The organism is uncultured Cyclobacterium sp., assembly GCF_963977555.1.
Taxonomy (GTDB): Bacteria; Bacteroidota; Bacteroidia; order Cytophagales; family Cyclobacteriaceae; genus Cyclobacterium.
In genome coordinates this window covers 26,831-49,059 of the sequence record NZ_CAXBPD010000029.1, presented here as the reverse complement: position 1 = coordinate 49,059, position 22,229 = coordinate 26,831, and the positions used below count along the sequence as shown (strand labels likewise).

At 38.9% G+C, this 22,229-nt stretch carries 18 protein-coding genes; 12 read left to right on the top strand and 6 right to left on the bottom strand.

Features of this window, described 5'->3' with window-relative positions; translation table 11 throughout:
- Positions 1-301: 301 nt before the first annotated feature.
- From AAC073_RS23780 to AAC073_RS23725, 12 genes are all read left to right on the top strand, one after another.
- Positions 302-505: a hypothetical protein gene (locus AAC073_RS23780; protein WP_339926285.1), complete on the top strand. Its 204-nt coding sequence runs from the start codon at positions 302-304 to the stop codon at positions 503-505.
- A gap of 17 nt (positions 506-522) precedes the next feature.
- On the top strand, positions 523-1,344 hold the full coding sequence (locus tag AAC073_RS23775) for an AraC family transcriptional regulator (RefSeq protein WP_339926284.1): 822 nt from the start codon (positions 523-525) through the stop codon (positions 1,342-1,344).
- A 68-nt stretch (positions 1,345-1,412) separates the two neighbouring features.
- Positions 1,413-1,991 (top strand): NAD(P)H-dependent oxidoreductase, encoded by a 579-nt coding sequence (locus AAC073_RS23770; protein WP_339926283.1) that lies wholly within the window; start codon positions 1,413-1,415, stop codon positions 1,989-1,991.
- Positions 1,992-2,199: 208 nt separating this feature from the next.
- Complete coding sequence (locus AAC073_RS23765) at positions 2,200-3,291, top strand: hypothetical protein (RefSeq protein WP_339926282.1); 1,092 nt, start codon at positions 2,200-2,202, stop codon at positions 3,289-3,291.
- Positions 3,292-3,339: 48 nt separating this feature from the next.
- Positions 3,340-4,383, top strand: coding sequence for an alpha/beta hydrolase (locus tag AAC073_RS23760; RefSeq protein WP_339926281.1), 1,044 nt, complete (start codon positions 3,340-3,342; stop codon positions 4,381-4,383).
- Positions 4,384-4,485: 102 nt separating this feature from the next.
- Positions 4,486-4,914, top strand: a complete 429-nt coding sequence (locus tag AAC073_RS23755; protein WP_339926280.1) for a DUF1330 domain-containing protein — start codon at positions 4,486-4,488, stop codon at positions 4,912-4,914.
- Positions 4,915-5,366: 452 nt separating this feature from the next.
- Positions 5,367-5,939: a TetR/AcrR family transcriptional regulator gene (locus AAC073_RS23750; RefSeq protein WP_339926279.1), complete on the top strand. Its 573-nt coding sequence runs from the start codon at positions 5,367-5,369 to the stop codon at positions 5,937-5,939.
- 10 nt (positions 5,940-5,949) lie between these two features.
- Positions 5,950-6,951: an NADP-dependent oxidoreductase gene (locus AAC073_RS23745; protein ID WP_339926278.1), complete on the top strand. Its 1,002-nt coding sequence runs from the start codon at positions 5,950-5,952 to the stop codon at positions 6,949-6,951.
- Positions 6,952-7,126: 175 nt separating this feature from the next.
- Entirely contained in the window at positions 7,127-7,804 is a 678-nt protein-coding gene (locus AAC073_RS23740; protein WP_339926277.1) for a type 1 glutamine amidotransferase domain-containing protein, read from the top strand.
- A 132-nt stretch (positions 7,805-7,936) separates the two neighbouring features.
- A complete protein-coding gene (locus AAC073_RS23735) occupies positions 7,937-8,689 on the top strand; it encodes a YoaK family protein (protein ID WP_339926276.1) in 753 nt (250 codons plus the stop codon).
- Between the two features lie 30 nt (positions 8,690-8,719).
- Positions 8,720-9,454 (top strand): SDR family oxidoreductase, encoded by a 735-nt coding sequence (locus tag AAC073_RS23730; protein ID WP_339926275.1) that lies wholly within the window; start codon positions 8,720-8,722, stop codon positions 9,452-9,454.
- A gap of 23 nt (positions 9,455-9,477) precedes the next feature.
- Positions 9,478-10,284, top strand: coding sequence for a DUF6503 family protein (locus AAC073_RS23725; RefSeq protein ID WP_339926274.1), 807 nt, complete (start codon positions 9,478-9,480; stop codon positions 10,282-10,284).
- A 119-nt stretch (positions 10,285-10,403) separates the two neighbouring features.
- Here the strand turns inward: AAC073_RS23725 and AAC073_RS23720 are convergent, their stop codons facing one another.
- The 6 genes from AAC073_RS23720 to AAC073_RS23695 form a co-directional block, all read right to left on the bottom strand.
- Positions 10,404-13,685, bottom strand: a complete 3,282-nt coding sequence (locus AAC073_RS23720; protein WP_339926273.1) for a PVC-type heme-binding CxxCH protein — start codon at positions 13,683-13,685, stop codon at positions 10,404-10,406.
- A gap of 210 nt (positions 13,686-13,895) precedes the next feature.
- Positions 13,896-15,272 (bottom strand): sulfatase-like hydrolase/transferase, encoded by a 1,377-nt coding sequence (locus tag AAC073_RS23715; protein WP_339926272.1) that lies wholly within the window; start codon positions 15,270-15,272, stop codon positions 13,896-13,898.
- Positions 15,273-15,793: 521 nt separating this feature from the next.
- Positions 15,794-18,097, bottom strand: a complete 2,304-nt coding sequence (locus AAC073_RS23710; RefSeq protein WP_339926271.1) for an alpha/beta hydrolase-fold protein — start codon at positions 18,095-18,097, stop codon at positions 15,794-15,796.
- Positions 18,098-18,131: 34 nt separating this feature from the next.
- On the bottom strand, positions 18,132-19,577 hold the full coding sequence (locus AAC073_RS23705; RefSeq protein ID WP_339926270.1) for a hypothetical protein: 1,446 nt from the start codon (positions 19,575-19,577) through the stop codon (positions 18,132-18,134).
- 12 nt (positions 19,578-19,589) lie between these two features.
- Positions 19,590-20,435, bottom strand: coding sequence for a rhamnogalacturonan acetylesterase (locus tag AAC073_RS23700; RefSeq protein ID WP_339926269.1), 846 nt, complete (start codon positions 20,433-20,435; stop codon positions 19,590-19,592).
- Between the two features lie 66 nt (positions 20,436-20,501).
- Positions 20,502-22,214, bottom strand: a complete 1,713-nt coding sequence (locus AAC073_RS23695; protein WP_339926268.1) for a RagB/SusD family nutrient uptake outer membrane protein — start codon at positions 22,212-22,214, stop codon at positions 20,502-20,504.
- Between the last annotated feature and the right edge of the window lie 15 nt (positions 22,215-22,229).

The following is a 22,229-nucleotide window of genomic DNA, read 5'->3' as shown; positions in this document are numbered from 1 at the left end:
ATAAAACAGTAATCTTAGAATATTAACATTTATCAAATCTAAAGGTTGGGGCTTGGGAGTTCGGGATGATCCAACTCCATTTATTTATGGGGATTTCTGTATTTGATAAAAGGGTTAGATGGAATGATGCAATAGGATTTTTCGATTATTCTCGAAATATTGCACTCGCAAGAAAACCAGGCAATTTTCAATTTCAGCATTCAATTGATTACTATTTCTGGTTTTAGCAACTAAAAGCAAGGCCAGAGAAATTATCCACCCAATTTGGACAAGATAAAAGATGTAACAAGCTACGAATATCATGAAAAGGACCTCCAATCTGTGGGAATTGAACAAGCTTCAGACTTCTCACAATATCATTGATTACATTTCTCTTGGGCATAATACTTCAAAAAACGAGGCTGAAATTGTGCGGCTTCACTTTAGGCTCCAAGGAGCTTATGATTTCAAATTTACCCAACTGAACGCTTCCTATCAACTTTCAGGCCTATACAAAAGCCGATAAAATTTTAAGAGATAAAAATGATCAGAGAGGACGAGAAATACCATCACTTTCGAATAGAAGTGCCGCCGGACTTCAAAGAAGTTTTTTCTCATTTTTATTTTGCCGAAAATACAAGTGCCGAACCTGTCACCAAAACCCTCCTCCCTTCTTTCCAAACCATTTTGGTTTTTAATTTTGGTACAAATACAATACTTTATTCACAAGTACAAACATCTATCGAAATAGCCAAACACCTTGTTTTAGGCCCTATAAAACGAGCTTTTGATTATACTTTACCTGCTAAAGCTGAAATTTTGGTTGCCAATTTCAAGGAAGATGCCTTCTACCGTTTTTTCGGAAGTGTTGCACTATCCGAAAACCACTCCCTTAATCCTGATGATCTGACAGATGGAAATTGCTTTAGCCTACTGTGGTCTGAACTTGACAAAATAAGGAATGTAAACCATCGGATAGGATACATTCTTGATTTTTGTAAGCCCTACCTGAAAGAAAGGAATGTGATTGTCCAACAATTGGCAAAAATCAAGAATGGAGCACTTCATACCATAAAAACCATTGCAAGCCAACAAAAACAAAGCGAAAGAAACATCCAACTCCAATATAAAAAACAGTTTGGGTATTCGGCTAAAGAAATGAATCGCTTTCAACGCTTTTTGAAAGCGATGGAACAACTGCAAAATATCGCTGCCAAATCGTCCAAAATCGATTGGTTTGAAATCATTGAAGAATGTGGCTTTTACGACCAAAGCCAACTTATCCATGATTTCAAACATTATATCCATCTTAGCCCCACGCAATACCTGAAGTTCCAACAAGACATTTGCACGGTAAAACCCTAGTTTCGTTTTCTTACAATTTTCTCAAACCTCCTAGCCCTACTTTTGGTTCAATAACCAAAAAAAGGACAATGAAACATTTAATAATATATGCCCACCCCAATCCTCAAAGTTTGAATGGCTATTTCAAAAACCATTTGCAAGCGTATCTGCTGAAGAATGAAAATGAAATTGTGACACGGGATTTGTACCAGATAAATTTCAATCCAGTTCTTTCCTATGAGGACATGGCTGAGCAACGGAATGGACAGGTATCCGAAGATGTGAAATTTGAACAAGAACAGATCAATTGGGCAGAATGCATTACGTTTATCCACCCAATTTGGTGGACAGGTTTACCAGCTATGCTTAAGGGATATATCGACAGGGTCTTCAGCTATGGTTTTGCCTATCGATATGATCAAGGCATACAAAAAGGGCTTCTAGTGGATAAGCAGGTAATAATTATCAATACTCAGGGTAAATCAAAAGACGAATACAAGGCCATTGGAATGGATAAAGCTATATCATTAACTTCCGATAATGGAATATATCGCTATTGCGGGCTTACTGTCAAAGCACATTTGTATTTTGAAAACGCCGATAGAATGACCAAAAAAATTGCAGAAGAAGGGCAACGGAAAATCAATGCATTGTATTCCACCAAATAGATCAAGCTCTAAAGCATTGGAATTATCTAAAAAAAATCTAAACACTTAACTCCCACATGATCCTCTTATTTTCTACTTGTCTTACTTCATGACCTCTTCCGATCCCAAAATGGCTTATGTAGCGTTGGAACGGTCAACTTTTTACGCTATATTCACCTTTCCAAACCTTCTTATTATTAGGCATTTAAAACACTTAGGAAATTAAATAATGAACGTAAATTTAAGCTATAAATTAACACTATTGGTCACCCTATTTTTGACTTTTACTTTTATTATTGGGTTCAATTTTAAGGAAAATTCAAACACGCTACCTAAACAACTCATAGAGGCTGAAGGAGAAGTTGAATTGCATGAACAGAAGCTAAGCAACTTTACCCTTGGTGATGGTGAAGAATACAAATTGGTAAATTCTTCTATTAAGCAATTTTACACCATCGCTTTTAGTGGGAATATTGTAAAATTTGACACCCTTACCATTGGTAAAGGTAGTGGCAGGTACCTGACGAGTAACCTGATCATCACTCCCGACAGTATCATAGCCAACAGGGTCACTAATGTTACCGCTAGAACCGCATTCAAGCACCAGCTAAAATTAAAAAATGACATAAGCATTGAAATTGAAAGAGGCCTGAGTTCTAGCACCGTCACAATAATCAACGAAAAGGACACTTTAACCTTCTCCTCTGATTTTATAGGAATGAACCAACCCTTTATTCATTCATCAGGCACGGTGATAAACGTGAACAGTTTTGAATTTATTTGCGAGGATTACATGTCTGATGTATTTGTTTTTGGAGACAGCTATGTGAACAGTGCCAGTTCTTCCAGGTGGCCCTATTATATCCATGATGCGGGCTATCAATTTTTATGTGATGGATTGCCAGGGGGTAAATCCAAAGATTCCTACGATTTTATCAATGCTGCTTTTTCTGTTAACAAACCAAAATATGCTGTTTGGTGCCTAGGAATGAACGACACTAGCGATACCGATAGGATCGCCAATGAGGAATGGAAAAGCTATGTAAAAAAGGTAATGGATCTCTGTGAAAAGCACAATGTAACCTTAATCCTTTCGACAGTGCCTACAGTAGAAATTAAAAACAATAGAGGCAAGAATGATTTTGTAAGGGCATCAGGATATCGATACATCGATTTTGATGAAGCTGTATCCGATGGTGAAGGAAACTGGAAAGCAGGCATGCTGGCAAAGGATGGTGTGCACCCAGCAGAAATTGGCGCAAAAGCCATGGCAGATAGGTTTATATCAGACTTTCCAGAAATCAAGGATTACATAAGGTAATGTACTCCTCCGGTATCAAATATTATTGGAAATAAAAAACAGGAAACAATGGGAAATAAATACCTTTTTCATTTATTCTTATTAGTCTTCACTTCAATTACGATTGCCCATGGTCAAAGGATAGCTGAGGAGAAATATGTCAGCATAGGTGGGATTGAACAATGGGTTACGATAAAAGGAGAGGATGCCAGTAAGCCAATAGTTCTTTTTATTCACGGAGGTCCTGGAAGCACGCAAAGTCAATTTGAACAAAATATGTATGCCAATTGGACTAAGGATTTTATTCTGGTCCATTGGGACCAAAGAGGCGCAGGGAGAACTTACGGCCGAAACGCACCGAAAGAACTTGATGAAGCATTTTTAATCAATCATCCCTTGTCAGTGGAAACAATGACCAATGATGGAATAGCACTCACTCAATACCTTCTAAATCACCTAAACAAGAAGAAAGTAATCCTTATTGGCTCTTCGTGGGGATCGGTTTTGGCTACAAAAATGGCTTTGAATAAACCAGCCCTATTCCACGCTTATGTAGGGCATGCCCAAATCGTTAATTTTTCAAAAAATATTCAGGATGCTTACGAAACTGTTTTTGAATTGGCCAGAGATCATAAGGACAAAGAGACTAAAGAAATGCTGGATTTATTTGGAAGACCACCTTATGAGGAGGCCAAAAATTATGGCAAACTCCTGAGAATTATAAAAAAATACGAGGCAGAAAGGGAAACCCCAGCCCCTGCTTCTTGGTTTCAATTGGCATCAGGATATGACAATGAAAAAGACAGCGAAGACCGTTTTAATGGAGATGATTATTCCTTTGTCAACCTCGTTGGGCAAGAAAGTTTAGGCATAATTTCTATGGTTTCTGGCATTGATTTTGGCGAAGATGCTTTGCACTTTAAATTACCCATCCTTTTGATTCAAGGAGAGGGAGATATATTGACATCCATGAAGTTAAACAAGGCCTATTTTGATAAAATATCTGCGCCAAATAAAGCCTACTTTCTTTTACCAAATGCTGCCCATGGTTTTAACCAATCTGTAATAGACAAGCAGTACGAGGTTATAACAAAGTACTTATCCATTGAATAATGGAAAGGCAATGAAAAGTTCAAGTTCGAAAACACTCTGAACTAACTAAATACCACCTTGAGGTATTTATTGAAATTAACCAGATACTAATCAAAAGAAAAAATGGGGAAATATCTAGAGCCTACAACAGAAACTGGAATCCGCTTTTACAAAAATTTTAATGACAAAGGAAAAGTGGTAATGATGAACCTGCTGAAGTTTAAAGCAGTGGCTGACTACACCAATCTGGAAGTTTTGAAAACTAGCGATCCGATTTCAGGAGCGCAAGCCTATCAACGCTATATGGACAAGACCCTTCCCCATTTGGAAAAGGCTGGAAGTCGCATTCTCTTTTATGGAGAATGCAATAATTTTATAATTGGACCGGAAGCTGAGAAGTGGGGCGCCATTTTATTGGTTGAACACCAATCAGCTAGCGCTTTCATATCCTTTTCTCAAAAGAAAGAATTTTTGAAATATGCAGGACACAGGACTGCTGCATTGGAAGATTCGAGATTACTTCCTATTTCCGAAAAAGAGAAATACACCTAAACTAATCCACTTTCTATCCCTATTAAGCTTTTACAAAAGTTATATAGTACTTACTTGAGCTTGACGAATACACTGCCCACTTGGGCAAAACTCATTATTCTTGTTGAAATCCCTCTGTCCTCTTCCCTACCTTAGATTTGAACTACTCTCTATTCATGCCCTTTCCAGGCTGGACAATTGATTGCCAATGCAAAAACCTAAGAATCAATTTAAAACCCTAATTCATACAAATCACCCTTGATACAAGTTCCCAGATCTTGAGCGGAGCTGAAGGGGTAGGTATTGCGTATTCGTTACCCTTTGGCTTCGGCTCCGCTCAGCCGCTGGGCTTGCAATTTGATTTAAACCTCTCATAAAAAATCCCCTGTATTTAATGAATTAGGAAAATATTTAAAATAAAATGAACGTTCATTCATTATTTTCCGTTGAGTAAGTATTCCAACAAGGTAAAAATGAACGGTAGTATTAAAATTAGGAATAAAAGAGAGGCATTGGTAAAAGCGACAATTCAACTTGTCAACAACAATGGTTTTCATGCTACGCCAATGTCGAAGATTGCAAAGATGGCTGGAGTATCCCCTGGGACAATTTACCTATACTTTGAAAACAAACAGGACTTAGTAAATCAGGTATACATTGAGGTCAAGGCTTCCTTCACGCAATTTGCTTTTAAAGATTATAAGGAGGACGCTTCAATAGCAATTGGCTTTGAAAAAATATGGAAGAACATAGCCAAGTTCAAGCTGAATGAAATAGAAGAGTCCCTGTTTTTATCTCAATGTGACAATACCCCGATGATCGATGAGCCCAGCAGAAAGGAAGGATTGAAGCATTTAAGCCCCCTGCTGAAGCTTTGGGGACGGGGACAAGCAGAAGGAGTCATAAAACAAGTTTCTCCTTATTTGCTTTATGCATTTAGCATCTACCCGATTTCCTTTCTATTACAACAACGGGATCGGTTAGAAATCAAGCCGAAAAACATTAACGAAGCCTATGAAATGGCTTGGAACAGTATTAAAATTTAAATAAAAAAACATGACTACTACAAAAACGATTAATTTAAAAAGCAGACCACATGGAGCTCCTGCCTTATCAGATTTTGAATTTACTACTTCTGAAAACCCAGACTTGCAAGATGGAGAAGTTTTGTTAGCTACAAAATATGTTTCTGTAGACCCTTATTTAAGGGGAAGGATGAGTGATGCCCCATCATACATCCCTCCTTTCAAACTTAATGAACCAATTTCTTCAGGGATAATTGCTGAAGTTTTGGAATCAAAAAGTACAAAATTCACCAAAGGAGACAATGTAATTGGTTCCTTACAATGGAAGGAAACACAGGTAGCCAAAGAAGATGCACTTAGACAGGTTGACCCTGAAAAGGCACCCCTTTCTGCCTACTTGGGAATCATTGGCATGACTGGACTTACTGCTTTTCTTGGATTGAGAGAGATAGGTAAACCCAAAAAAGGTGAAACTCTTCTCGTATCTGGAGCAGCCGGAGCAGTAGGATCTGTAGTAGGCCAAATTGGTAAAATACTAGGGCTACGTGTAGTGGGAATAGCTGGTACTGATGAAAAAGTGAAAATGCTTACTTCTGAATTCGGATTTGATGAAGGTATCAATTATAACACCACTGAAAACATGGTGGAGGCAATAAAAAGTGCTTGTCCTGATGGTGTTGATGTTTATTTTGACAATGTCGGTGGTGAGATATCAGATGCAGTTCTGCTCAATATCAATAAGTTCTCGAGAACTATAATCTGTGGCGCGATATCTGTTTATAATAAAACTGAGAAGCCTAAAAGCTTAAGCGTGCAACCTTTCCTAGTAAAGAAAAGTGCTTTAATGCAGGGATTCGTCGTTTCTGATTATGCAGACAAACATGTTGAAGGTGGCCAGCAGTTGGCAGAATGGTTGCAACAAGGAAAATTGCACGCAACTGAAACAATCCAAGAAGGATTTGACAACATACCACAGGCCTTTTTAGACCTTTTCGAAGGAAAAAACAAAGGAAAAATGATAGTGAAAATTTAGGCTATAAAGCAATAATCAAAACGTAACCACTTGTTTCCGATGATTTTATAGTATCGTATTGCTATAAAAATCATCGGTTTCAAGAATGATAAGTATACAATTCCCTTGACACAAGCTTCAGTAGCTTTTTTAGAAAGCCTGAAGTACAGTAGGGGAGCAATTAAAAACGAAAAAAATGAAAGTATTATTTGTATTGACTTCCCATGACAAATTGGGAAAAACTGGAGAAAAAACTGGTTTTTGGATTGAAGAATTCGCAGCTCCTTTTTATTTACTTAAAGACAATGGCATTTCAATTACCTTGGCTTCCCCTAAAGGCGGACAACCTCCTATAGACCCCAAGAGCGAGGAACCTGACTTCCAAACTGAATCGACAAAAAGGTTCAATGAAGATAAAGAAACAAAAGCTATCCTGTCCTCCACTGTGAAATTAGACAAGGTAAATCAAGGAGATTATGATGCGGTGTTCTTTCCAGGTGGTCACGGGCCCTTATGGGACTTAGCAGAAGACAAAAACGCAATCACCCTGATAGAAGATTTTATAAAAAACAACAAACCTGTAGCTGCTGTATGCCATGCGCCAGCCATTTTTAAACACACAAAAAATGCAGACGGCACACCTTTAGTTAGCGGTAAAAAAGTAACTGGTTTCACCAATGGCGAAGAAGAAGGTGTTCAATTAACGGACATTGTGCCTTTCTTGGTAGAAGACATGTTAAAAGCAAATGGTGGAGTCTATTCCAAAGGCGATGACTGGGCCTCCTATGCAGTGGAAGATGGCTTATTGATCACTGGTCAAAATCCGGCTTCTTCGGAATTGGCCGCTGAACTTTTATTAAAAAGACTAAGTTAATAAAGCTTAGGAATAGAAAGGAAAGCCTTAGGATTATACCTATGGCCTTCCTTTTTCATTGTTTCTTTTCATTCTCAAGCGATGGCGAAATATTAATTAAATTGCCTTAATCAAACCCTAAATATTATTTAAATGTTTAGACACCAAGGCAAAAGCAGAACCTTCAAGCACAATTTGCAAATTGCTACTTTTTTGTCTTTTGTAGCTGGCATTGTTAATGTTACCGGATTTTTATCCATAAAGCAGTTGACCACAAATGTGACTGGTCACTTTGCCTTGTTTATAAATGACCTATCCAATTTTGAATTTTGGAAGGGTACCATCTATTTCCTTTATATTTTTGCCTTCCTCTTCGGTTCCTTTTTATCAAGCTTTTTAATTGAAAATTATAGGGGAAACAAAAAATTGAATGTCTTTGTATTGCCCACAATAATCGAATGCATTATTTTATTATCCATTGCCTTGATGAGTAATTTTGTGGTTATAACTCACCCAGATGTAATTGCCTGCTTGCTTCTTTTTGCAATGGGTATACAAAACTCATTTGTTACCAAAATTTCAAATGCCGTTGTAAGAACCACCCATTTGACCGGGCTTTTTACGGATCTAGGCATAGAATTGTCCCAATTGTTATTTCCAAAACAACACCCCAACAGAGAAAAGATTAAAGCCACGATTAAACTCCGTATTTTCATTATACTTTTCTTTTTTGCTGGTGGACTTATAGGAGGATTTCTTTACTCAAGAATTGGTCTTGAATTAAACACTTTAATTTTTGGTGCAATAATTTTATTAAGTGGTCTATTTTACGATGATTTTAGGTACCGCGTTATTAAAACAAAGAGAAAATATAACCAGAAAAAAATCAATAATTTAGTTACCTAATTTTGCACCTCCCACCTTCAATCTACAGCCATGAAACTAGAAAATAAAGTAATCATAATAACAGGATCATCCAGAGGAATTGGAAAAGAAATCGCGCTACTTTTAGCTGAAAATGGCGCAAAAGTTATCGTAAATTCTTCCAATAGCATGCCTGAAGCACAAAAAGTAGTTGACACGATAGTTAAAAACGGTGGTCAGGCTTTAGCCATTAAAGCAGATGTAAGCAAAAAAGAAGAAGTCACTCAGTTATTTAACGAAACGATAAAAGCTTTCGGAAAGGTGGATGTGCTGGTAAACAATGCAGGTGTTATGATCACAAAAAAACTAAAAGACTTTACACAGGAGGACTTTAGTTGGCAATTTGATATCAATGTTAGGGGCGTTTTCAATACCTTGCAAGAGGCTGACAGCAAACTCGCAGACAATGGAAAAATAATCAACTTCTCTTCCAGTACTGTGAAATTGATGTTCCCCACTTATGCGCTGTATTCGGCCTCTAAAGCTGCCGTGGAACAGATGACTAGGGTTTTCTCCAAAGAGATAGGTCGAGGAATATCCGTAAATGCAATAGCTCCTGGGCCAACAGAAACTGAGTTGTTTTTAAAAGGCAAAACTCCTGAAATTATAGAAAAGCTAAGCGCCATGAATGCCTTTAACAGATTGGCAACACCAATGGACATTGCCAAAGTCGTGTTGTTTATGGCAAGCGATGACTCAAAATGGGTGTCCGGACAAGTATTAGGCGCAAATGGTGCAATGATATAACCCTAACAATTAATAGATACAAAATGAAACTAAATTTAATTGCGCTGACAATAATAAACGCTTTTCTCATTTCTTGCAATGGGAAAGAACAATCCACTGAAATTGAAACCTCTTTTCAAAACAAGGGCCATGAGCTGGTTTATGAAATGGTGCAAAGAGTGGGTGATTACAATACCCTTGCGAACCACAAAGATGTTGTATATTCTTATAAATACCAGACCCCTGATGGAAAAGCGGATATCTCCACAGAAAAGTATGTCTTCGATGGAGAACTCTCCTATGGGGCATATCAGCCTCACGAGCGAACTTTAGCCAATCTTGAAGGGCCGATTGAGCAGGGTTATGATGGCAAAGAGTATTGGCTAAAGCACAAAGGAAAAATCATCACAGACACGACCTCATTGAAAAGAGTCGCTTTCAACAGGCCTACCAATTTCTATTGGTTTACCATGTTTCAGAAATTATTGGATCCTGGTCTTAATTATGAATACATCGGAGAAAAAACGGTAAATGACAATGCCTATGACATTGTCAAAATCACTTTTGAATCAGCAGAAGACAGGGCCACTGATATTTATCAAATATACATCAACAAAGACACAAAGTTGGTAGACCAGTTTCTTTTTACGGTAGTAGATGCAGGAGTAATAGATACGCCAATGTTAATGGAGCTCGAATACGAGCAAATAGAAGATTTACTCATACCGACCAAGCGACGCTACAAAAAATCCACTTGGGAAGCAGAAGTATCCGATGAACCTTGGATAACGGTAGACTGGTCCAATATAAAATTCAACAATGATCTAAGCAGGGAGCTTTTTAAGAAATAGTATTTAGAACCTAAGTTTTTAAGGGCCTATTAAGTATGACAATTACTAAATAGGCTTTTTTTTCGATTCGTCCATGAAAGCAGAAGGCAAGACTATTTTTAGTTGGGAATGTTTCCAGATCAATTTTCCGTAACCCGCATCACTCCCTTCATCATTCTCCAATGCCCTGGAAAGGAACAAATAAATGGATAATCACCTGGCTTGTCAGGGGCAGTAAAGTCCAGTTGAAACACCTGATTGGAGTTAATTAAAGGGGTAAAAAACAATACTTCCTTCAAATCCGGCACAAAGTTCTTTTCATACCCATCTTCCAAACTGGCCATATTGTCTGCAGCTGTTCCCACTTTTTCAGACGTTCCCGGTTCAAGGATCAAAACGTTGTGTGGCATTTGATCTTTGTTATCAAAAAGGATGGAAACCGTTTTTCCTGCTGTCACTTCAAAGCTCTCTTTATCAAAAAGCATTTTCCCTGGAAGTGTCCTTAGGTTAATTACAATTTCACCTTTTTTATTATCAGCAGTCTTTTGTAAAACCCGTGATTCCTCTCCTGGATACAAGAGGTCCAAATGACTTTGTTTAAAGTTCGTTACTGCGGTCACTCCTTCCAAATCTTGAAAGTCCTGCTCTGAAAGTGCTGCCACTCCATATTGTGGGTACTTGGGGTCGTCCGTAATAAAACCAGGCACTTTCAATTCTGCTTTAGAAGCCAAAGGCCTGAGTAATCTTGCCGCTTTTTCAGGTTCATCCGCTAAAAAAGTTATGTCTCTCCTGAACATTTCCATCCATACTGGTTTCAGGTGCTTAAAAGATTCCTTCAAAGCATAATCCAAGTAATCATCCGTTGGTAAAGCTGAAACCTCCAATAAGGTATTCACCGTGGCCTCATTTTCAAAATGGCTCAATGCTATAACAGCTTCCAAACGAACGCGAGGGGAAGTATCTTTGGATAGAATTTTAAATTTTCGTTGCACATCATCAACTTCATCCTTCCAATAATGCAAGACCCTGGTTGCAGCCGCTCTTATTGGGGCTTCAGGGCTATCCAATAATTCCTCTAATAAGGAGAGGTTAGAGCGGTTAAATTGCTGATAAACCCATAAGGCTTCCATTCTCAAATGTTCCGAATTTGGATCTTTTTGATCCAATTGATCAACCCAAGTTTTAAGTACAGGAAAAACCTGCTCCCATTCATATTCCCTCAGCTGCGTTCTGGCCCTATACCTTTCCCTGTCCTCATATACCTTAAGCTGATCGAGTAGTCCACTGACATCCAATTTCGTCATGTCTATTGGCTTTAGGGTATCCTTGTCTTTGTGGCTAATTCTCCAAATTCTGCCTTTGCTGGAATCCCTTAAAGAATCACGGAAATTTTGCTCCCCGTGTTGGACAATGGCATCGTACCAATCCACCACATACAATGCGCCATCGGGACCGAATTTCAAATCAACAGGGCGAAAATTTGGATCCTTGGACTGGAGAAGTGGAATCGTTTCATCTGCTTGAAAGCCACTACCCTCCTCCCTAACTACATGCTGTTTCACTCCTTGAAAACCTATAAAGGTGTTGAACAAAACATTACCTTGGGCATTTTCAGGAAATGCGCTGCTCGATATGATTTCTATCCCACAGGTTTTGGGTTTTATTGGGGAATTCAGAAAGTCTTTCATCACCATGTGCTTTTTGGGATATTCAATGTCCACGGTAAGTGGTGGAGCAAAATAATTCATCCCTGTAGAAACATCTGCCACTAGGTGTGTTCCATCACGCATAAATACATTGCCCCAGGGATTGGCATAAGGATAAGAGATATTGGGCTCCAACTTCATGGTATAAGGTTCATACCTCCAGGTAGTCCCATAAGCACCCCTTCGCGGACCATAGGGCGTTTCAATTTGCGAGTGCAAGAAAGTACCCATATGGAAATACAATGCTCCGTCCTGCCCCCAGGTGAAAGCACTTAAGCTATGATGGGAATCTTCTGTCCCCAAACCACTAAATAATATCTTTCTGGAATCAGCTTTTCCATCACCATTCGTATCCATCAAATGGACCAAATCAGGTGCCTGGGTCACATACACTCCCCCATCACCCAGTTCAAATCCCAGTGGTAGGTACAGACTGTCTGCAAAAATGGAATGTTTGTCGGCTTTGCCATCCTGATTGGTGTCTTCAAGAATTATGAGTTTATCCAAAGGCATATCCCCAGGCGTGTATTGTGGATAAGAAGGCATACTGGACACCCACATTCTCCCTTTTGGGTCAAAAGTTATTGCAACGGCATTGGCGATGGGGAAATCCAGTTCAGAAGCAAACAGTTCAATTTCATACCCTTCTTGAAGCACAAACTGGGACTTGGCTTTTTCAAGTTCTTCCTGAGTAGTCGGCTGAGATTCTGGCTTTTTCATGCCCTGATTAAAGCTTATTATTCTTTTGGCCTTCTCGATATCTGCCAGGGAATTGGCTGCACTTCCATTCCATACCACACTGTCCAGTCGCTCAATAATGGTATCAATCAACTTGTTTTCCTCCTTCAATTTCTCTCCTCCTGACCAATCCTTTCGGCGACCATAGATGTATTCACCATTTTGCGCCTTAAAACGGTAAAAAAAATGTTGGTTTTTCTTGGCTACTGCTTCCCTAAGAAATTCAAAAGAAGGATCATTTTCCCAAGAAGCAACTGGAAAGCCCAATGCTTTAGCCATGAACTCACTAACCATTAAATACCCTTTGTCGGTAAGGTGAATTCCATTGGATGTTAGTGGCGCTGATGCACCCATCCAGTCCTTAGTAGGACGATACAAATCAATAAAAGGAATGTTTAAACTTGCTGCAACCTTTCGCATCTCTTTCGTGTACATGGAGAGGTTTTGATTGTTTAGCGTGGGGTCGGGTAAAAAGCCTCCTTTATCTTCCTGAGCAATGGGTGAAACCAATACAATTTGAGGGCTATTTTTACCATTGAATTGCTGTTGCTGTAAGTGGGAAAGAAAATCTTGTAGGTCTTTGCTGAAATCGGACAGGCCTTCTTGCCCTTTGAAAGCTTCATTTAAACCAAAACAGGCAAAAATCAAATCTGCTTCCTGCTGTTGTAGGTGATCATCTAATGTGCCAAAACCTAAAGACCTGGGCCTAAGGTTCACTTCATCGGCATTCCAGGCCAGGTTCCTTACTTTAAGGTTTCTGTCTGGAAAACTCTTGTACAAAAGCGTTTCAAAATAATTGTTGTTCTGAAGCCTGTCAGCAAAGGTGTTTCCTATAAAAACGATATTGCTATTGTCTTTAGGATCGAAATGGTACACCAGCTCTTTGCTTTCGCAAGCAAATAAAACAGAAATGGCCAAGGTTGAAATAGCCAAAAGGAACCGTGATTTAAGAGGTTTAATTGGGTTTACATTAATCATTGGATGTTGTTTAAAACCTAGCAGTGTTCAATCCCATGCTGTAGATTGGGTTTTTCATGTGAATAATTCATTCAATGAACAAAACCTAAAACCTCCAAAATTTAATGTTTTTATCCTAGTAAACCGCTCCGTTCATAACCTATTGCCGATTTATTTCATTTGATGAAGCAGGATTTGAAAATTGCTCAAAACTACAAGACGTCAGGATAGCTAGTGATTTGCCTTTTCAATATGCACTTCAAGTAGCTTTTTAAGTTTCTCTTTTCTGTCATGGTATAAGGGGACTTTAGCGAGGTTAATCATCTCACCCGGATCTTTTTCAAGATCAATCAACAGCTCATCTCCATTGTCATAGAGCGTGTATTTTAGGTTATTACCCCTTATCATAAAACCCAATTCATTTTCCATAAACAAGTATTCCCTTGGACTGTAATTGAATTTTTGGCCATTTATTAAGGCCGCAAATGAAACACCCGGCAGATTTTCAGGAGTGGAAATCCCCGCCAAGTCACAGAGTGTAGGGAATAGGTCTAAGCCATTGGAAATAATGTTTTCATTATCCAATGAATTAGCATTGACCATGTCTCTGTACCAAACAACCAAGGGGATATTTGAAGACTCCTCATAAAAGACTGTTTTGTGTTCCAACCTATGGGAAGCACTCATTTCACCATGATCTGAGGTAAAAACCACGATGGTGTTTTCTGCAAATTCAGACGATTCCAAAGCATCCAATACCGTCCCTATCTGTACATCTACGTTTTCGGTCAATCTATGGTAGGCATACCTGTGCATGCGCCAATCTCTTTCCGTCCAGTTTTCCCGCGCATCAATAGTAAAAGAATGCAGTGCTTTCAAATCATATATGGCGGATGGTTCGGGTGAAGTTGGTTCAAAATTAGCCGGCAGAGGAGGCACATATTTGGCTATAAAATCATTTTCGCTAATTGAATCTGGAATCGAAATGGCTTCCAATAAAGGCACCGGAACATCAGCAGGAGGTCTGTTGTTCGGAGGGAATTGTCTGATGGCCTCGTAACAGATGTCATGAGGATTGATAAAATTCAAAGCCATCATGAAAGGTTTATCTGAATTTCTATCTAGCAATAAAGCTGCACTTTCTTTTGCCAAATCGTCTCTTTCATCCTTAGAGATAAAGGTATTAAAGCCATAAATGGACACCTCATTTTTTGCCCCGGGTAGGTGAGATTTGCCACCATAGAAAGTTTCATAGCCAGCCTTTGCAAAAGTGTGGCCCATTGCATTGGGAATTATTCTCTGAAGTGTGGGAATATCTAGTTTACTCCCATTGTGCCGCATGTCAATTGCAGTTGGATAATGTCCAGTAAAAATACTAAACCTGGAAGGAGAACAAACCGGGTTGGTTACGTAGGCTTTTTCAAACCGCATGCCTTTCATGGCCAGTTTATCCATATTTGGCGTTTCCAACCACTCATTGCCAGCAGCACTCATCATCTTGGCATTTTGCTGGTCCGTAATGATAATCAGAATGTTTGGCTTTTTGTTTTGAGCCAGCAAAGGGGTGTTGATCAAACACAGAACAAGCAATACTATACTTTTTTTCATATGCGATTATACTTAATAAAATGCTAGCCTTAGAAGAAAAATCGGAAATTAATCTTCAAATGGCAAGAAAACACTATCAAAGACTCAAATCCTTACCTACAAAAACCCCTCCTTCTAATTTTAGAATTAGTATTGCTATTAATAAACGGGCTACAGGCCGTTCCTATTGAGGGAGTTAGATGAAGCTTGGATATAATGTATTCCAAACTCGATCGATTAAATCCCCCAATATCAATAACTCCATCTATAGCTGGGAGGGGGTCGAAAGAAATAGGATATTTAAGGGCTTTGGCCCAAAATTCCCAAAAGAAGATTAAAATAGAGCAATTAATCCATAAACCAAGATTAATACAATATGCTATAGGCACCCAACCACTTCAAATTTTTGCTTAAGTAAAAAATCAATGACCTAAAAAATGTAAGATCAATATTACTGACCTCAAAAAAAGGGACCGCTTTATAAACCGCCCCTTTTATCAAAAAATTATCACCCTAAATAATACCTTTTCCTTTTTCAATACCTATCTCCATCGAGTTTCCTTAAAAAAAACAGCCTCCTCTCGGACATACTTTCCTTGATTCCCCAATGAATCACTTATTTCAAAAGATAAATCATAGAAATAGGTCGGCTTTCCGGAAATTCTTGCACTATAAATCCCATCTCCTTTTACAGCATCTTGTCCTAAACCATCATCTTTTAATTCGATGGAAAAAGTAGAAGGTACCAAGTCCCAGTTAACATGTTTCAAAGTTGACTTTTCCTCATTAGGAGATAAAGTAAGCATGACTTTATTCACTGATGTACCATCATAAATTCTTGCTTCTATCAATTCATCGTTTAGCACCTGAACCCATTGCACCACCGGGGCAGTCTTGTCTTCACCTTTCACGGTTATATTAATTTTACCTTTGTGAATGATATGCTGCCCACTTATATCCCCCGGTGTCCAGTATTCCACATAAAAAGGAATCTTCTCACCTTCTGGAATTTCTCCGCTTAACACCGGCATTGTGTATTTTACTGTCCCTCCAATATGGTCATATTCTTGCCAAGGATCGGCAATCCGAATGCTCACATTATCTGGATTGATGTATTCATTGATAGTATAAGCATCTGTTCGCAAATACTTCCCCTGTTCTTTGGCCAGTATAACAATGGTTTCTCCGGGATTTGCAATACCATCTCCATTTCCGGCACCCACAACCATAGTCACCGAGTCCACTGCTTCTTTCACGATGGTGAATTCTTTTCCATCAGCTATCACAAAATCGGTAATTTCATCTACTGGATCTTTGAATAGTATCTCAAACTCCTCCTTCCATGTATTGCCTTTGTCATCAGCATAATCAGCTTGAAACTTCGCAATATCATAACCCATTCGATTGTTTCTGACCTTAAAGATTCCATTTACTTTTTCTTCTTCTTGGGGTTCCAAGTCCTTAATCTTGCCTTGACCGGACACTATATCTAGCCCCTCACTTATGGGATTTATTTCTGCTATGACATTTTCAGCTGTTGCAAATCCTTTGTTCAGCACATTCATAGAGAATTCTACTACTTGGCCACTTTCTGCCCAGTCCATATTCTCTATTTTGATATTGGACATCGAAAGGTTTGGCATGCTAGGAGAAAGGCCGATCCCAATCTGATGTTCACTCCCATTTAAAGTCAATTTCAACCTGCCTGAAGCATCGCTTTTTATGACATATTGTTCACTTTCCATCGTGCGGACATCTATGTCAGTCACTTTATATTCAGTATTCTTTTTATAAATTGGAGCAGTTAAAACCTGCACCTTTACATTGGGCATCAATTCACCCTCGTGCAGAAAATTTCGGACAGCTAGGTAGAAACCAGCTTTATTGACATCTCTTAAAATGGTGTAGCCGGAGCGATTTCTAGATGTTTCTATCTTATAATCCCATATTTCAAAATAGGGATAGATATCTATATAATCCCATTTCTCAGGTAATGGCAAAGGAGATTCAAAAGCATCTTTCAGAAAATGAAACATATCCCCCATCCCACAGGTCACATGTGAGGCTTCATACTGCTTGAACTGATAATGGGGAACGGCATTCAACAAATAACGATTCATGTCTTCATGATAAAACCGCAACCGATCACTGTCTCCATTGTGCATCCGCAAACTGATCGTTTTGAAGTTATCATACATATCGCTATGCGCATACCTCACTGGAAAATCAAGAAGGCCTGCTGAAAATTCAGTTGACCCACAAAAATTCCCTGCAGCACTTACCCAATCGGGTAATTTTGCTGCTAGCCAAAAAGTCATAAAGCCCCCCATCGAGAGTCCCGATACCGCCCTGTGGGTTCTATCGGGAACTGTACGGTAATGACTGTCAATGTATCCAATAAGCTCCTTGAAATATTCAGGAAATTGACGAAAGGTAGAAACAAGGCTTACATTGTAAGGGCTTAAATTAATAGGTTCAACCTTGAACTGATTCAAACCATCCACCTTTAATACAATGACATCATTTTCGGAAACAAATTTCTCAATATTGTCTCCATCATTCTCATCCCCAAAATCATAATTTGAATAGCCTTCGCCCATTGAACCAAAATACCGCTGTGCCCAACCATGAAAAAAATAAATCACAGGATAATTTTTTTCAGTGGTTTCACGGTAGTTTGGTGGCAAAAAAATGCGATAGCTTCTATTGCTTGAGAATGCCTTGCTATAGTGATAACTGTCAATTACTTCCACGCCGGAATCCAGAACATCACCCTGACTTTGTGACCATCCTATATTGGATTGCATCAAGAGTATTCCAATTACTAATACTTTTAGTAGCTTCATAGATTATTTGTTTGGATAAACCAAAAAAATCGATTTATTTCAATTGCTTGAAATGCTTGATTAGCTCGGCCGTGATCTTATCCGAAGCATCTTTTTGAACCCTATTGGTTGTTAGCCAAGACTCATAACCACCCAATTTATGTTGAGCAGGAGTTGGTAAATAACCGTAAGAACCATTGGCCAATTCTATGGTAAAGGTATTTTTAAAGGGACTTTGCTCCTTGATATCCAATCCAATTTGGGTAAAAACCTCAAAGGGAATGGAAGCGATTCCAATATCGTTGATGGCAAAAGATTGCAGAACGATTTGTACAGAATCAGGGTAGGATGATTCCATATTAAAGACACGACTAGCATAGGTTTTTTCCAATCTATGAAACATAGGCTCTGAACCATTATAATCTCTAACCAGGGCTATATTTTTAAGAATTTCAGGAGAGGCCCGTCTCACAGTAAGGGTCATTTCTGAAAGCGCTGAGCCTAGTTTAACTTCTGACTGAAAATCCAACTCTTTGTATTTTTGATGTACTTTATCGGCAACATCATTGGCTACATAATGCATCTTTTCATAAGGAGGTAACGATTCCCCACGAGGTTTGGAATAGTCGTTGTTATTGACATCTCCTGATGTACCGTTGGTCATGATCCCTACAAAAGCCGGAATACCAGACCCTGTTTCCAATAGTTCACCCACTCGATTCCCAAAAGCAGCAAAGTAATCTGCGGAAATATGCCCTTTAGGCACTCCACCCACATAATGTAATGAATAGTTGGCCAACAAGGCTATGGGAGTACCTTCCTGAGATTCTACTGCAATAAATGCCACCTCAGGATCTACCGGACCTGCAGGCCGAAGTAAAGCATTGCTATGTCCAGGGTTCATTTTAGCTATTTCCAATTGTCCCAGGGGATTCAGCACTGAATCCTTCATGATCCACCTTCTATTAAATACATGCTCCGGAACATCTACACTTCCGAAGGCAATTTTTGCTAACGCTTTGTTTTCTCTGGCAATCTTTACTCCATCTACCATTCTTTTGACAACAAAGTTCTGGTATTCATCAAGAGCAACTCCTATTTCGGGAGATATGCTTTTTAACCCTTCTCCATTAAGGCTTATCCCTGAATGGGTATGTGTTGAGGCCATCATTACATCTTTTGTCGGAATATTTAAATCTCGATCTAGCATTGCTTTAGCAGCATCAAAAACCTCCCGATTAATATGAACATTATCCACAATCACAAATACCAATTCCTTCACACCATCATCCAGGACAAGGGTTCTAACACTTAGAGGGTCATGAATATAGGTTGCAGGAGGAGAGTTGTAATTCCCAACAATAGGATGTCCCAGATGCGGAGTAATATCAGTAATTGAAGCTCCGGCTTTAAATTGCTGGGCCAAGACTTCATTATTTTGGGCAAAAAACAGCATGCTTAATAGAAGCAATCCTCCCGTTATTTTTTTTATTACTTTCATAATCAATTTTCTTTAAGGTATAATATTGCAATCAGGTTTTTGGTCTAGCAGGTAATTTTTTAAGGCGCTTTTCGATTGCTCAAGTCCATCGGCAAACAGTCCCGAAACTGCACAAGCACCTTGTTTGCTTAAATGGGTATTGTCTTCCATTCCTTCCGGCAACTTCTCAAAAACCCCCGGATCTATATGTAAAAACCATTCCTTGGACTCTTCAGGCCCTAATTGATTTAAATAATCCGTGGTCATTTGATTTAAATCTATCATTGGAACACCTGCTTCTTTAGCCGCTTCGCGAGAGGCCAATACATAGTCACCGTGCGTATCTACGAGCTGATCTTCTGCATTAAATTTCCTGCGCGCTATAGAGGTAGCTATAACAGGAAAAGCACCATGCTCTTCCGCTTCCTTTGCATACCGAATTAAGTTGTCTTTAAACGCTCCAAAAGCTTCAGTATATCTTGTGGTATCTTCTTCTTTTTCATCATTGTGTCCAAATTGGATGATAACAAAATCCCCTTCCTGAATCTCCTCCAATACTTTATCCCAATAACCTTGAGCCCTAAAATTCTTGGAACTTCTGCCACTTACCGCCATATTTCTTACTTCCGCATTGTCATTCAAGTATGCCGAAAGCGCCATGGCCCATCCTCTTCTCGGAAAATCGGGGCCTCCATAGCTCTCCTCCATCTTTTTTAGGTCATAATGACTCATTGTGGAGTCTCCAATACAAAAAACCTTAACCTCTTTTTGGACACAACTGCCTAAAAAGAGAATCAGGCCGTAAAACAGGGCTTTAATTGGTAGAAATTTCAAAAGAGTAATCCGGGCCAATAAGCCCGGATTTTCTCTATTTTTCATTTGATCCATATATCGAATTTACTGTGTCAAAAAAATTGAATTTATTCTCCCGTGTAGAAACAAATCTTACCAACCTGGATTTTGATCCAGGTTAGGATTTAATGTCAATTCTGTTTGAGGAACACTTTCAAGATAATTCCTATTGGGATTAAAATTATAGCCGTTTGGCAATTCAATTTGCAATGGATCAACGAGTCCATTTTCGTCCAATATTGGATTTTCAGTTGGGAATTCTGCGCTATTAAAAGGATATCCTTTAGGGCGCATGTTTAAAAACAACTCATGTGCAGCCCAACGCTTCCAGTCCTGCTCTCTTAAAACCTCAAATGCCAATTCTACCCTTCTTTCCCTCCTAATCTCGTACAGTGCATCAGAAACTGGATAACCATAATCTACTTTATTAGGATCGGCATCTTGAGGCAAAACCTCAAATTGAGGCATTCCTACTCTGGCACGTAATAAGTTCAATTGATCATAAGCAACAGTTCCATTCAATTCTACCAGGGCCTCAGCATAGTTCAACAAAACTTCTCCATACCTAAATATAATCCGACCAGCATCATTTGCATTGGCATAACCTAACTCTTGATAAGGATTGGTGTATTTTTTGATTTGAAATCCAGTAGGGTTGTTTTCACGGCTTCCTGCAAATAGAGGTGGAGAATTAAACACTACATTGGATGGGTAATGTTGTACATCTCCAGGTATCCATATGCTTTGTCTTAATCTTAAATCCACATCACTGGCAAGCATCTCCAGGAAATCATTGCCTTTTACACTTTGAGAAATGGCCATATAATCCATTGGTTTTCCGTCTTTTCCTAAATGGGACGTTACATAGGACCAGGTTGCACCAAGTTCCGAAGGGGTAGTAGTGCCATAATAGTTTTGATTATGACCAATAAATTCACCCACATTGTATGCCCTATACAATAATACCTCATCTATGCCTCCCATGTCTCCAGTACCAAATAAGTCATAATAATCTTCCTCAGGATTACCAGTAGAATAGATCCCTACACTGTAATCTCCATTTATCAATTCGCTTCCTGCATCCACAGATGCTTGAAAATATTTATCTGGATCAGCTCCTGCTGTACCAAACTCATCACCGCTGTGGTACTTCTGCCAAGTCCCTTCAAACAAGGCTACTCTAGATTTAAAAGCCAAGGCTACTTCTTTATTTATCGAATTATTACCCCAAGGGGCTTCCGCTTTAGTTTCTAAATTAATTACCGCTTTATCCAACAAATTCAAAATAGAATCCACAACCACTATTCGAGAATCACGCGGTTTAATCAACTCAGCTTCATCATCAGGAGTCAAAGCATGTGTATACCAGGGTACGTCCCCATAGGTTTGGACTAAATCGAAATATATCCAAGCTTTAAAAAACTGGGCTTCACCAAGGTACTGCTTCCACGAGCTGTAGGCATCTTCACATTTGCTGTAATTGTCTAAAAAGATATTTATACTTCTTACCGGCGCGAAGCCACTCTGCCAAGAACCAGTAGACAAAGTCGTTTCACCATTCAATTTAGAATTTGCAGTTCTATAAGTTATATTATTAGCTGCATCCTCGCGTCCCACAGTCGACATGCTGTTTTCATGATAAGGCAGGCTCTCGTAAAACTTAGCGGTATAATTTTTGAGATCTACTGTTGACTTCCAGTATTCATCAATTCCAATTTGATCCAGAGGGGGCTTGTCTAGAAAATCTGTACAAGACCAACCTGAAAAAAATGTCAAAATATAGATTATTTTTAATGTATTTTTCATTTTAAATAAGTTTTG